We start from the raw sequence: 12,509 nt of genomic DNA on the forward strand, positions 1-12,509 counted from the left end.
ACCTACCGGCACCCGAACCCCGGGGTGCTCGACCTGCTGACGGCGTCGGGTGCCGTCGTGCGGCGGACCGACCAGTCCGGCGACGTGGCCTTCACCGGTACCGACGAGCTCGTCGCCCGCGGGGACCCGCTCCCGGCCCCACGCCGCTCCCGTGCGGGGCGCCGGCGCCCCGGACCCCACGGTTCCCCGGAGCCCGGCATCGGCGGGTCCGGACGAGCGAGGGGCACGCGGGACGACGACGGGCCCGGAGGAACGCGTCCCCCGGGCCCGGCGTGGTTCTCGTACTGCTCAGCGACCCTCGAGCGCCTCGCGGACGGCCTTGCTGGTCGCCGGCACCGTCGCGGTCGGCCGGGCGTGGGCGGACACGGCGTCGAGCGTCTTGAGGCCGTCCCCGGTGATCAGCAGGACGGTCTCCGCGTCGGGGTCGATCTTGCCGGCCTCGATCAGCTTCTTCGCGGTCGCGACGGTCACGCCGCCCGCGGTCTCGGCGAACACGCCCTCGGTGCGGGCGAGCAGCCGGATGCCCTCGACGACCTCCTCGTCGGTCACATGGCCGACGGCACCGCCGGTGCGGCGCACGGAGTCGAGGACGTAGGGGCCGTCGGCGGGGTTGCCGATCGCCAGCGAGCGGGCGATGGTGTCCGGCCGGACGGGCTGGATGAAGTCGTGCCCCTGCTCGAAGGCCGAGGCGACCGGCGAGCAGCCGGTGGCCTGGGCGCCGAAGATCGTGTAGGGCTTCTCGTCGACCAGACCCAGCTTGACGAACTCGCCGAAGCCCTTGTCGACCTTGGTCAGCTGCGAGCCCGAGGCGACGGGGACGACGATCTGGTCGGGCAGGCGCCAGCCGAGCTGCTCGGCGACCTCGTACCCCAGGGTCTTGGAGCCCTCGGCGTAGTAGGGGCGGACGTTCACGTTCACGAACGCCCACTCCTCGTGCTCGGCGGCGAGCTCGGTGGCGAGCCGGTTCACGTCGTCGTAGTTGCCGTCGACGGCGAGGAGGGTGCCGCCGTAGACCGCGGTGGTCGTGATCTTCGCCTGCTCCAGCGAGGAGGGGATCAGCACGACCGAGTCCCAGCCCGCGCGAGCGGCCGCGGCGGCCACGGCATTGGCCAGGTTGCCGGTGGAGGGGCAGCACAGGACGGAGAAGCCCAGCTCACGGGCGGCGGCGAGGGCGACGGCGACGACCCGGTCCTTGAAGGAGTGCGTGGGGTTGCCGGTGTCGTCCTTCACCCACAGCTTGCGGACGCCGAGCTCCGCGGCGAGCCGGTCCGCCTGGATGAGTCGGGTGAACCCGGGCTCGGTGTTCGGGAAGGACTGCACGTTCGCCGGGACCGGGAGGAGGTCCTTGTAGCGCCAGATCGACTTGGGGCCGGACTCGATGGACTCGCGGGTGACCTGCGGGAAGTCGTAGGCGATCTCGAGCGGCCCGAAACACTGCGGACACGCGAACTCCGCGGCGAGCGGCGTCTGGTGGCCGCACTCGCGACAGGACAGTGCACGAGCGGAGCCGAGGTCGAAGGTGGTGCCGGCAGGCGTGTCTGCAGTGAGAGTCATCAGATCTCCTCATCTGTCCCGCTGGTGCGGGCCGGAATTGGCACCTGGTCCGTCGACGTGCAGGCACCTGACGGTGCACTGCGCGGATCGTCGTTCGACGCCGGTTGCCGGGGCTTCGTCGGGCCGTTCCCTCTGCCCCTCTGGATGAGCCATATGCGGTTGTGCCGTACGGGTCCCGTGTGCGGAGCGCGCGTGGCGGCCGGAGTGGTCCGGATGACCTGCACGTTACGGCACGTGTGCCGCTCCGAGCCAGCCGGGCACGGGATCTGGGAGGCGTGTCACGGAGTGTCGGCGCCGTGCGCCACGATGGCGTCGGAGCCCGGCACACGCGGGACCCGCGCCGCACGCGAGAGGAGGTGGACCCATGCCGGCCACCACGCCGCCCGCCCCCGTGCAGCTCGTCGTGGGCGAGGAGGAGCTGCTGGTCGAGCGGGCCGTGAGCGAGATCCTCCGCGCAGCCCGCGCCGTCGACGCGGAGGCCGAGATCCGCCGGTACCGCCCCGCGGAGCTCACGCCCGGCGAGCTCGTCGGGCACCTGAGCCCCTCGCTGTTCGCGGAGGGTCGCGTCGTGGTGATCCAGGGGGCGCACGAGGCGGGCAAGGAGCTGGCCGCGGCGATCCTGGCGTACGCGGCGGAGCCTGCCGACGGCATCGTCCTGGTCGCGGTGCACGCGGGCGGTGCCCGGGGCAAGCAGCTGGCGGACGACCTGCGCAAGGTCGGCGCGGTCGTGACGAAGTGCGACCGGCTGACCCGTGCCGAGGAGCGTGCCGACTTCGTCCGGGCGGAGGTGCGGCGGGCCGGTGGCTCGATCACCGCCGAGGCCGTCGGCGTGCTGCTCGAGGCGGTGGGCTCGGACCTGCGGGAGCTGGCGTCGGCCACGAACCAGCTGGTCTCGGACACCGGCGGGCAGGTCGACGGCCAGGCCGTGCGGCGGTACCACCGTGGCCGGGCCGAGTCGTCCGGGTTCGCGGTGGCGGACAAGGCGGTCGCCGGCGACCGGGCGGGCGCGCTGGAGGCGCTGCGCTGGGCGCTCGTGCTGGGTGTCGCCCCGGTGCTGGTCGCGGACGCCCTGGCGGACGCCGTCCGCACTCTCGCCAAGGTCGGCGCGGCCGGCCGGGGGGACCCGAACCGCCTTGCGGGCAGCCTCGGCATGCCGCCGTGGAAGATCCGCAAGGCGCAGGGCCAGGTACGGGCCTGGCACCCCGCCGGTCTCGCGACGGCGATCGCCGCGACCGCGCAGGTCAACGCGGACGTGAAGGGCGCGGCGGCAGACCCGGCCTACGCACTCGAGCGCGCCGTCCTCGCGGTCGTCGACGCCCGCGGCACCGGCTGACCGACCCCGCGCCACCGGCGTCATGGAGCCATGGCGTGCTCAGGGTGCTCAGGGACTCTGGACGACGAGCGTCATGGAGCCACGACGCGTTCGGAAGCCCGGCCAACGAGCGTTGTGGAGCCATGACGCTCGCCTCAGCGTCGGCCGGCCCCTCCCGCACCGGGACGGACCATCTCCGAGAACGCGTCGACGGCGCTGTCCCACGGGAAAGGACAGCGCCGTCGACGGGAACGCTCGACCGGGCTCAGTGAACCCGGGAGCTCACCGGGCACGGAGGACGCGCCCGAGGATCACGCGCCGATCTTGGCGACGCGCCTGGCGATGGCCGCCTTGCGGTTGGCGGCCTGGTTCTTGTGGATGACGCCCTTGCCGGCGGCCTTGTCCAGGGCGCGGGCGGCGGCGCGCTGCAGCTCGACGGCCTTCTCGGTCTCGCCGGCCTCGGCGGCCTCGCGGAACTTGCGGATCGCGGTCTTGACCGACGACTTGACCGACTTGTTGCGCTGACGGCGCTTCTCGTTGGTCTTGACCCGCTTGATCTGGGACTTGATGTTCGCCACGCTGGTGTGCCTCGAGTCTTCCTGGTGCTGGTACGTATCGGGGGGCTCAGGCGACCCCGACCGGTTCTCCACCGATGCGAGCGAGCACGCCGAGCACTCGGTCGTCCATGCTACAACCCGGCGCGGACGGCCCTGCACGGGCCCGCGGCCGGCGGGCCCACGACACCAGGATCGCACAGCTCGGGCCCTTCCGACCGCCCCCCACGCCGGTCCGGGGATACGGCACGTGGCGTCCGACGGCGGCGACCCGGCGTGACCGCCTCGTAACGCGGACGTAGCACTGCTGCGTTGGCTCCGGCCAGGGGAAACGGTCAAGATGACCCCCGTGAGCCGAGCAGTGGACCGCAGACCCGCAGGAGAGCCGGCACAGGACGACGGGGCCGCTGCCGTCGGCGGCTCCGCCCTGTTCGACGGCTACCTGGAGCCCGACCGGCCCAACCCGGACGCGTTCGACGAGATGTTCAACGTGGACGGCAGCGTCCGCGCCCCCTACCGGCACCTGCACGACGCGATCGCCCCCACCGCCGCCGCCGACCTGGCCGCGCGCTCGGAGGCGCTCGACCGGGCGTACATGGACCAGGGCATCACGTTCAGCCTGTCCGGCAAGGAGCGCCCGTTCCCGCTGGACATCGTGCCGCGGGTGATCAGCGCCAGCGAGTGGAGCCGGCTCCAGCGTGGCATCGTGCAGCGGGTGAAGGCCCTGGAGGCCTTCCTCGCGGACGTCTACAACGACGCGCAGATCGTGCGCGACGGCGTGCTCCCGCGCCGGCTGATCACCAGCTGCGAGCACTTCAAGCGTGCGGCGCACCTGCTCAACCCGCCCAACGGGGTGCGGATCCACGTCGCCGGCATCGACCTCGTCCGCGACCAGGAGGGCACGTTCCGGGTGCTGGAGGACAACCTCCGCAACCCCTCCGGCGTGTCCTACGTGATGGAGAACCGCCGCACCATGGCGCGGGTCTTCCCCGACCTGTTCACCCGCCAGCGGGTCCGTGCGGTCGCCGACTACTCGACCCACCTGCTGCACGCCCTGCGTGCGGCCGCGGCGCCCAACGTCGCCGACCCGACGGTCGTCGTGCTGACCCCGGGCGTCTACAACTCCGCCTACTTCGAGCACTCGCTGCTGGCCCGGCAGATGGGCGTCGAGCTGGTCGAGGGCCGGGACCTGTTCTGCCGCGACAACGTCCTCTACATGCGCACCACCGAGGGCGAGCAGCAGGTCGACGTCGTCTACCGGCGGATCGACGACGACTTCCTCGACCCGCTGCAGTTCACGCCCACGAGCGTGCTCGGCGTCGCGGGCGTCATGAACGCCGCCCGCGCGGGCAACGTCGTGATCGCCAACGCGGTCGGCAACGGCGTGGGCGACGACAAGCTCGTCTACACCTACGTCCCGCAGATGATCAGGTACTACCTCGACGAGAAGCCGGTCATCCCGAACGTCACGACCTTCCGGTGTTGGCTGGACGAGGAGCGCGGGCACGTCCTCGACACCCTCGACGAGCTGGTGCTCAAGCCGGTCGAGGGCTCCGGCGGGTACGGAATCCTGTTCGGGCCCGACGCGAGCGCCAAGGAGCTGCAGAAGGCGCGCAGGGCCATCAAGGACGATCCCCGCGGCTGGATCGCCCAGCCCGTCGTGCAGCTGTCCACCGTCCCGACCAAGGTGGACGACCGGCTCGTCCCGCGGCACGTCGACCTGCGGCCCTTCGCGGTCAACGACGGCGAGGAGGTCTTCGTGCTGCCCGGCGGCCTGACCCGGGTGGCCCTGCCGAAGGGCAGCCTCGTGGTGAACTCCAGCCAGGGCGGTGGGTCGAAGGACACCTGGGTGCTGGCGGCGAGCAGGTCGAGCGAGGCCGAGCGGGAGCTGGGGGAGCGGGGGATCGCGGCGACCGCCCCGGCGCGCGGCCCGGCGGCCGAGCACGGCCCCGAGCTGACCCTCGGCCAGCAGCAACAGCAGCAACAACAGCAGCAGGGCCGCCAGGTCCAGCAGCTCGGCGGGATGCGTCAGGAGCAGATGCTGCGCCGGACGGAGGTGGGGCGCTGATGCTGGCCCGCAACGCCGAGTCGCTCTACTGGATCGGCCGCTACGTCGAGCGCGCGGACGACACCGCCCGGATCCTCGACGTCTCGGTCCACCAGCTGCTCGAGGACGCCACGCTCGACGTCGACGCGGTCGCCCGCCGGCTGCTCGGCGTCATGGGCGTCGACCCCGGCACCGAGGAGCCGCTCGACGCCTTCTCCCTCACCGAGGTGCTCGGCTACTCCACCGAGGTCCCCGGCTCCATCGTCTCCTCGATCTCCAGCGCCCGGGAGAACGCCCGCGGCGCGCGCGAGGTCGTCTCGTCGGAGATGTTCGAGTGCCTCAACGCCACGTGGAACGCGCTGCCGGAGCGGCAGCGGTACGCGCGCTGGGTGGGGCCGCACGCCTTCTTCAGCTACATCGAGGACCGGGCGGCGATGTTCTCCGGGCTCGCCGCCTCGACGATGAGCCGGGACGACTCGTGGCGCTTCTACCTGCTCGGTCGCTCCGTGGAGCGGGTCGACATGGTGGTGCGGCTGCTGCTCTCCCGGGTCTCGGACCGGATGAGCTCGCCGGGCTGGCTGTCCGTGCTGCGCTCGGCCGGCGCGCAGGACACGTACCTGCGCACCCACCGCGGTGCCGTCGACGCCGTGCGGGTCGCGCAGTTCATGCTGATGGACCGGCTGTTCCCGCGGTCGGTCTTCTACTCGCTGCGCGAGGCGGAGACCTGCCTGCAGCAGCTGGACCAGCGGCCGACGGCCCGGGTCGGCGCCAAGGCCGAGGCGCTGCGGCTGCTCGGCCGGGCGCGCAGCGAGCTGGAGTTCCTCCGCCCCGAGGAGCTGCTCGACGACCTGCCCGCCCAGCTCCTATCCCTGCAGGAGACGATCCAGAAGGTCGGCGAGGCCGTCTCGCTGCAGTTCTTCCACGCCGCCCCCTGGGTGGCGTGGACGGCGCCGGAGGTGGTCTGACGATGGGCTGGCGCATCCGCGTGGTGCACGAGACGGGCTACAAGTACAGCTCGCCGGTGCACGAGACCTACAACGAGGTGCGGCTGACCCCGCGCAGCGACTCGCACCAGAACGTCATCGTCAGCCGCGTCGAGACGGTGCCCGCGACCCGCGCGTACCGGTACGAGGACTACTGGGGCACCCAGGTCACGGCGTTCGACCTGCACGCGCCGCACACCGAGCTGGTGGTCACCGGCACCTCCGTCGTCGAGACCGGGGACGAGACCGCGCCCGTCCACGGGGCGACCTGGGAGGACCTGGCGTCGGAGGCCGTCCGGGACCGGTACACCGAGATGCTCGAGTTCACCGAGTACGTCGGCCGGGACGCGGAGCTGGCCCGGCTCGCGAAGAGCCTCAAGCGCGGCAAGGACCCCGCCGACGCCGTGCTCGCCGCCTGCGAGCGCGTCCGCGACACCATGACCTACCAGGCCGGCACGACGGGCGTGCACACCTCGGCCACCGAGGCCTGGCAGGCGGGCAAGGGGGTCTGCCAGGACTACGCGCACCTCACCCTGGTCCTGTTGCGCGAGATGGGGATCCCGGCCCGCTACGTGTCGGGCTACCTGCTGCCGCGCCAGGACGTCGAGGTCGGCGAGACGGTGTCCGGGCAGTCGCACGCCTGGATCGAGGCCCGCACCGGCGGCTGGTGGGGCTTCGACCCGACCAACGGCATCCCGATCGGGCACCGGCACGTCTGGGTCGCCGTCGGCCGCGACTACGCCGACGTCTCCCCGCTCAAGGGCATCTACTCCGGCGGCACCGCCGAGGCGCTGGACGTCTCGGTGCACATGACCCGCCTGGCCTGATGCACGAACGGCACCCTCGCTCATTAGGTATGAGCGAGAGTGCCGTTCGCCGTGCCCGTCAGGCGGCCGCGGGGACCACCTGCGCCTGCTTCCTCCCGCCGACGAGCAGCGAGACCGGCAGGGCGACGGTGGCGATCACCGCGGCGCAGAGGAAGGCCGCCCGCGCGCCGGCGACGTCCGCCGCCACGCCCGGCGTGGCCGCGAACACGACCATGAGCGTGACGAAGAGCGCCGTGCCCGCCGCGCCCGCGACCTGCTGCAACGTGGCCAGGATGGCGCTGCCGTGCGAGTCGAGCTCGCCCGGCAGCCGGCCCAGCGCGTCCGTCATGAGCGGGGTGAACATGAACGACAGCCCGATCACGAGCAGGACGTGCAGCCCGATCAGCATCCCGACCGGGGTCGAGGCGCCGACGGTCGTGAAGCCCCACAGCGACAGCGCCAGCACCGCGGTGCCGGGGATGACGAGCGGGCGGGCGCCGACGCGGTCGTAGAGCCGGCCGACGAACGGGCCGAGCAGACCCATCACCAGGCCGCCGGGCAGCACCGCCAGACCGGTGACGAACGCGGAGACGCCGAGCACGTCCTGCAGGTAGAGCGGCAGCAGGATCAGCACGCCGAACAGCGCCATCATGCCGAGCACGACCAGCACCAGGGACACCACGAACGGCCGGAAGCCCAGGGGTCGCAGGTCGAGCAGGGCGCGCCCCTCGCGCTGCAGCCGCAGCTGCCGGACCACGAAGATCGCGAGCGCGACCACACCGATCAGGGTGGGCGCCCACGGCGGCAGCAGCGCCTCGCCGCGCGCCGACTCGCCGATGCTGGACAGCCCGAACACCAGCCCGCCGAAGGCCAGCGCCGACAGCACGACGGAGGCCCAGTCCAGCGGGATCCTCCGGGTCTCGCTGTCGAGCCGCAGCCAGGTGGCGCCGGCGGCCAGCGCCAGCAGCGCGATCGGCAGGATGACGATGAACATCCACCGCCAGCCCAGTGTGGACAGGATCACGCCGGAGATCGTCGGACCGACGGCCGGCGCGACGGCGATGACCACCGTGATGGTGCCCATCGTCGCGCCGCGGCGCTCGGCCGGGACGAGCCGGATCACCGTGGTCATCAGCAGCGGGATCATGACGGCGGTGCCGAGCGCCTGGACGACACGCCCCGTCATGAGCAGGCCGAAGCCGGGCGCGAGCGCCGAGATCAGCGTGCCCAGGCTGAAGAGCGACATCGAGGCGAGGAAGACGGTGCGCGGGGTGAGGCGCTGCAGGAGGAAGCCGGTGATCGGGATGACCACCGACATCGTGAGCAGGAAGCCCGAGGTCAGCCACTGGGCCGTGCCGACCGTGATCCCGAGGTCGGTGACCAGGACGGGCAGCGCGACGCTCATGATCGTCTCGTTGAGGATCATGACGAACGCGGAACCCACCAGCAGCCAGACGACCGTCGACGCCGACCGGGGCACCTCGACGGAACTGGGGGGTGCGTCGGGCGCGGTCATGCGGGGTTCTCCGATCGGGGGACGGCGTACGTGGATCTCACGTACGTACCGACGCTATCCGGACGCAAAGGTCATCGGCCACGCGGTTTCGCGTTGCGCGGACGGCACCGCGGCGAGGCCTCGAAAACCGTCGGTGGGGGCTCGTAGGGTGCCTGCATGACCGTCGTCCTGGTGCACGGCAACCCCGAGACGCCCGCGGTGTGGGACCTGCTCGTCCCGCACCTGTCCCGCGGTCCCGTCGTCCGGCTCGCCCCGCCCGGGTTCGGTGCGCCCGTGCCCGAGGGGTTCGGCGCGACGGTGCTCGAGTACCGGGACTGGCTGGTCGGGGAGCTCGAGCGGATCGTCGCGGAGGAGGGCCCGGTCGACCTCGTGGGGCACGACTGGGGCGGCGGGCACGTGGTGAACGTGGCGATGGCCCGGCCCGACCTGCTGCGCAGCTGGGCGTCGGACGTCGTCGGCATCTTCGACCCGGACTACGTGTGGCACGAGCTGGCGCAGGCGTGGCAGCAGGAGGGGGTCGGCGAGGAGGCGGTCGCCGGGATGCTCGCCGCCGGCCCGGAGGCGCGCGCCGCGCGGATGGCCGGGTTCGGCATGGACCCCCGCGTGGCCGAGCGGCTCGCCGCCGCGTTCGGCGAGGCGATGGCCGACGCGATCCTGCGGCTCTACCGGTCCGCCGCGCAGCCGGTCATGGCGGAGCTGGGCGCGGACCTGGAGAAGGCCGCCGTGCGCCCCGGGCTCGCGCTGCTGCCGACCGAGGACCACATGGTCGGCACCGAGGAGCAGCGGCACCGGGCCGCCGCCCGCGCCGGGGCGCGCGTCGAGGTGCTCGCCGGCCTCGGGCACTGGTGGATGACGCAGGACCCCCGGCGTGGCGCCGCCGTGCTCGACCTGTTCTGGGCGGGGGTGTGAGCCCGGCGGCCTACCCCGGGAGCAGGGCGAGCGCCGCGTCCAGGACCTCCGGCACCTCTACACCGGCCAGCACCGTGGCGTCGTGCCCGCAGGTGCGGCCGAGGTAGGGGTCGCCGCAGACCGCGCAGCGGCTCTCCCAGTCGACGACGACCCGGTGCCGCGCGCGGAAGAGCGGGCTGACGTCGACGAGGTTGGCGAGGGTGAACACGCCGACGGTCGGGGTGCCGACGGCCTCGGCGATGTGCCGCGGCCCGGAGTCGTTACCCACCAGCAGGTCCGCCCGCTCGGCCACACCCACCAGGCCGTTCAGGTCGAGCGTCCCGACCAGGTCGAGCACCGGCGCGTCGCCCAGCCCGGCCCGGACCTGCTCGGCGAGCTCCAGGTCGCCCTTGCCGCCGATGACCGCGACGCAGGCTCCCCGCTGCTCGGCCAGCGCCCGCCCGACCTGCCCGAGCCGCTCGGGCGGCCACTGCCGGCTGATGTCCGTGGCGCCCGGGTGCAGCACGACCAGCGGGCCGTGCAGGTCCGCGAGGGCTGCGTCGGCGGCGGCGCGGTCGGCGTCCGTCACGGTGAGCTCGGGCCGGAGCGTGACCGGGCGCGCGCCGACGAGGTCGACGACCTCGAGCCAGCGCATCACGTCGTGCTGGAAGGGCGTCCAGGGGATGGTGCGGGTCAGCGCCGGCGCGTCCTCCGCGCGGCTGCCCGCGGTCACCCGGGCGCCGAAGCGCAGCAGCAGCGGGTTGGCGTTGGCGCCGCCGCCGTGCAGCTGGACGGCGAGATCGAACTCCCGCGCCCGCATCGCGGCACAGAACTCCTCGACGACCTCGGCCGGGTCGTCCGGCGGCCCGCCGACCTCGCCCCGCACCCCGGGCACCCGCGGCGCCTCCAGCACCTCGTCGACCGGGAAGGGGCGCCCCCGCAGCAGCTCGGCGACGGGCGGCGAGGTCGCCAGGGTGATCGAGGCGTCGGGGTAGGCGGCGCGCAGGGCCGCCAGTGCGGGCTGGGCGACGAGGGAATCGCCGAGGCCGTTGGCGCGGAGCACGGCGATCCGCCGCACGTCGGGGAGCAGACCATGATCGGGCACGGAGGAGGGATGCCCGCTGGGGCCACCTGCACACACCTCCGCCGCCGCCCGGCCGGGTGGTGCGGGCTGTCGCGGGCGCCCGCCGACTCCTACCGTGGGCGCGTGCGCAGCGACGAGGTGCGGTCCGCGGCCGCCGCCTGCACCGGTCTGCTCGGTGGGGCGCTGGAGCGGGACTGGTCGGCGCGGGCGGGCACGCTGGACATGACGGTGGCGCAGGTCGTCGCGCACGTCGCCCAGGTGCTGCACTTCTACGCCGCCGACCTGGCCGGCGGCCCGGCCGAGATCGACGCCCTGGAACTGCGGGTGCACGCCGACCGCCCGCCGGCGACCCTCGTCGCGGCGGTGCGGGCCGCGGCGTTCCTGCTGGCGGCCACGATCGAGGCCTCGGACGACGACGCGCGCGGCTTCCACCCGAGCGGCGCCGCCGACCCGTCGGGCTTCGCCGCGATGGCGTGCGACGAGCTGCTCGTGCACACCGACGACGCCGCCCGCGGGCTCGGGCTGGCCTTCGAGCCGGACGCGCACCTCGCCGCCCACGTCGTCCGCCGGCTGTTCCCGTGGGCGCCGCACGGTGGGCGCTCCTGGCCCACCCTGCGCTGGGCGAACGGGCGCGCGGCGCTGGGGGAGCGGCCGCGCCTGGCGAATTGGCGGTGGCACTGCGCCCCGCTCGACGAGTGGGACGGCAGCGGCCCCTGACACCCGTGAGTGCCTACTGCCCCGAGAAGGGCAGTAGACACTCACGACCCGTCTGAGCAGGCCGATCAGGGCGTGAGTGCGGACTCCGCCGCCCGGTCCACCCGGCGGTGGTAGCGCTCGCCGGCCTTGCCGCCGACGACCGCGCCGATCAGCGCGACGACGGCCGCGATCAGCAGCGCGATCACACCGGACAGGGTCAGCGACTCCCCGGAGATCGCGACGCCGGGCACGCGCAGCGCGGCGAACAGGCTGTCCGTGGAGCCCGTGACCGCCATGGCGATCGACACCGCGACCGTGACGACCAGGCCCATCGCCCAGACCGCGACGCCGTTGCGCGCGCCGTCGAAGCGGGCGAGCCGGCCGGCCACGTACCCGCCGGCATAGTAGGCCAGCAGCATCACCACGACCGCGACGATCCCGCCGGTGATGCCGAGCATCCGCGGGTCCTGCCCGGGCGCGCCGCCGAGGTCCGGCGACACCCCGGCCAGCCGGACGACGAGCGAGGCGAGCGCACCGAGCAGCACCGTGAGGCCCACGGCGACGAGCCAGCCGAAGAAGGCCGACCCGATCTTGAGCCCCCCGAACCGCTCGTGCTGGTACTCGTGGGCGGCGGTCAGCGCGCCCCGGCTGGTGTAGTGCTGGGCGAGGTGGGCGTCGGGTTCGCGGCGCGCGGGGGCGCTGCGAAGGGTGCGCCGGTCGATCGGGACGGTCACCCCGCGGTCGTCGGGGGTCGCGCCGGTGAGGGGGATGGTGCGGGCGCCGCCGAGCCGGGGCTGCACGACGCCCCACGGCGTGCCGTCCGGCCCGTCGACGACGTCCGTGAGTTTCCCGACGGTGTTCCCGGACCGGCCGTGGACGGTGTTGCCGACCCAGTCGCGCGGCCCGGCCTGGTTCCGGGGGTGCTCGCGCGTGGTGGGGTCGGCGGTGGGGTCGGGCCCCGGGCCGGTCGGGGCGGGACCGGCCGGCGTGCCGGACGCGGACCGGGACGCAGGCCCGGACGGGGAGGGGGTACCGGTGCTCGCGGAGTCCATGGCGCCGTGTACCCGAC

At 73.7% G+C, this 12,509-nt stretch carries 11 protein-coding genes and 1 riboswitch; of the genes, 6 read left to right on the forward strand and 5 right to left on the reverse strand.

Going from position 1 to position 12,509, the window contains the following annotated elements; genetic code table 11:
* Window positions 1-288: 288 nt before the first annotated feature.
* Window positions 289-1,554, reverse strand: coding sequence for a threonine synthase (gene thrC / locus ABD990_RS02890; protein ID WP_345378119.1), 1,266 nt, complete (start codon window positions 1,552-1,554; stop codon window positions 289-291).
* A gap of 6 nt (window positions 1,555-1,560) precedes the next feature.
* A riboswitch (SAM riboswitch) is annotated at window positions 1,561-1,705 on the reverse strand.
* Between the two features lie 213 nt (window positions 1,706-1,918).
* Here thrC and holA point away from each other — a divergent pair.
* A complete protein-coding gene (gene holA / locus ABD990_RS02895; protein ID WP_345378121.1) occupies window positions 1,919-2,887 on the forward strand; it encodes a DNA polymerase III subunit delta in 969 nt (322 codons plus the stop codon).
* A gap of 290 nt (window positions 2,888-3,177) precedes the next feature.
* On the opposite strand, the gene rpsT is transcribed toward holA, so the two are convergent.
* Window positions 3,178-3,444 carry a 30S ribosomal protein S20 gene (rpsT, locus tag ABD990_RS02900; RefSeq protein WP_345378122.1) on the reverse strand — a complete coding sequence of 89 codons (267 nt, stop codon included), beginning with the start codon at window positions 3,442-3,444 and terminating at the stop codon, window positions 3,178-3,180.
* A gap of 403 nt (window positions 3,445-3,847) precedes the next feature.
* On the opposite strand from rpsT, the gene ABD990_RS02905 reads away from it, so the two are divergent.
* Genes ABD990_RS02905 through ABD990_RS02915 form a run of 3 tightly spaced genes read left to right on the forward strand, consistent with a single transcriptional unit; the run spans window position 3,848 to window position 7,277 of the window.
* The gene (locus tag ABD990_RS02905) at window positions 3,848-5,488 is read left to right on the forward strand and encodes a circularly permuted type 2 ATP-grasp protein (RefSeq protein WP_345378566.1); all 1,641 of its coding nucleotides are present in this window, start codon (window positions 3,848-3,850) and stop codon (window positions 5,486-5,488) included.
* Window positions 5,488-6,432, forward strand: a complete 945-nt coding sequence (locus ABD990_RS02910; RefSeq protein ID WP_345378123.1) for an alpha-E domain-containing protein — start codon at window positions 5,488-5,490, stop codon at window positions 6,430-6,432. Before ABD990_RS02905 ends, ABD990_RS02910 begins: the two co-directional genes overlap by 1 nt.
* A gap of 2 nt (window positions 6,433-6,434) precedes the next feature.
* Window positions 6,435-7,277, forward strand: a complete 843-nt coding sequence (locus tag ABD990_RS02915) for a transglutaminase family protein (protein ID WP_345378124.1) — start codon at window positions 6,435-6,437, stop codon at window positions 7,275-7,277.
* A gap of 58 nt (window positions 7,278-7,335) precedes the next feature.
* Here ABD990_RS02915 and ABD990_RS02920 read toward each other — a convergent pair whose 3' ends face one another.
* The gene (locus ABD990_RS02920) at window positions 7,336-8,772 is read right to left on the reverse strand and encodes a DHA2 family efflux MFS transporter permease subunit (RefSeq protein ID WP_345378125.1); all 1,437 of its coding nucleotides are present in this window, start codon (window positions 8,770-8,772) and stop codon (window positions 7,336-7,338) included.
* Between the two features lie 156 nt (window positions 8,773-8,928).
* On the opposite strand from ABD990_RS02920, the gene ABD990_RS02925 reads away from it, so the two are divergent.
* Window positions 8,929-9,681, forward strand: a complete 753-nt coding sequence (locus ABD990_RS02925) for an alpha/beta fold hydrolase (protein ID WP_345378126.1) — start codon at window positions 8,929-8,931, stop codon at window positions 9,679-9,681.
* Window positions 9,682-9,691: 10 nt separating this feature from the next.
* Here ABD990_RS02925 and ABD990_RS02930 read toward each other — a convergent pair whose 3' ends face one another.
* On the reverse strand, window positions 9,692-10,765 hold the full coding sequence (locus ABD990_RS02930) for a glycosyltransferase family 9 protein (RefSeq protein WP_345378128.1): 1,074 nt from the start codon (window positions 10,763-10,765) through the stop codon (window positions 9,692-9,694).
* A 102-nt stretch (window positions 10,766-10,867) separates the two neighbouring features.
* Here ABD990_RS02930 and ABD990_RS02935 point away from each other — a divergent pair, with 102 nt between their 5' ends.
* Window positions 10,868-11,461, forward strand: coding sequence for a maleylpyruvate isomerase N-terminal domain-containing protein (locus ABD990_RS02935; RefSeq protein WP_345378130.1), 594 nt, complete (start codon window positions 10,868-10,870; stop codon window positions 11,459-11,461).
* Window positions 11,462-11,526: 65 nt separating this feature from the next.
* On the opposite strand, the gene ABD990_RS02940 is transcribed toward ABD990_RS02935, so the two are convergent.
* Window positions 11,527-12,492, reverse strand: a complete 966-nt coding sequence (locus tag ABD990_RS02940) for a YrzE family protein (RefSeq protein ID WP_345378131.1) — start codon at window positions 12,490-12,492, stop codon at window positions 11,527-11,529.
* Window positions 12,493-12,509: the final 17 nt, after the last annotated feature.

Origin of the sequence: Pseudonocardia yuanmonensis, assembly GCF_039542425.1 — a bacterium.
Lineage (GTDB): Bacteria > Actinomycetota > Actinomycetes > Mycobacteriales > Pseudonocardiaceae > Pseudonocardia > Pseudonocardia yuanmonensis.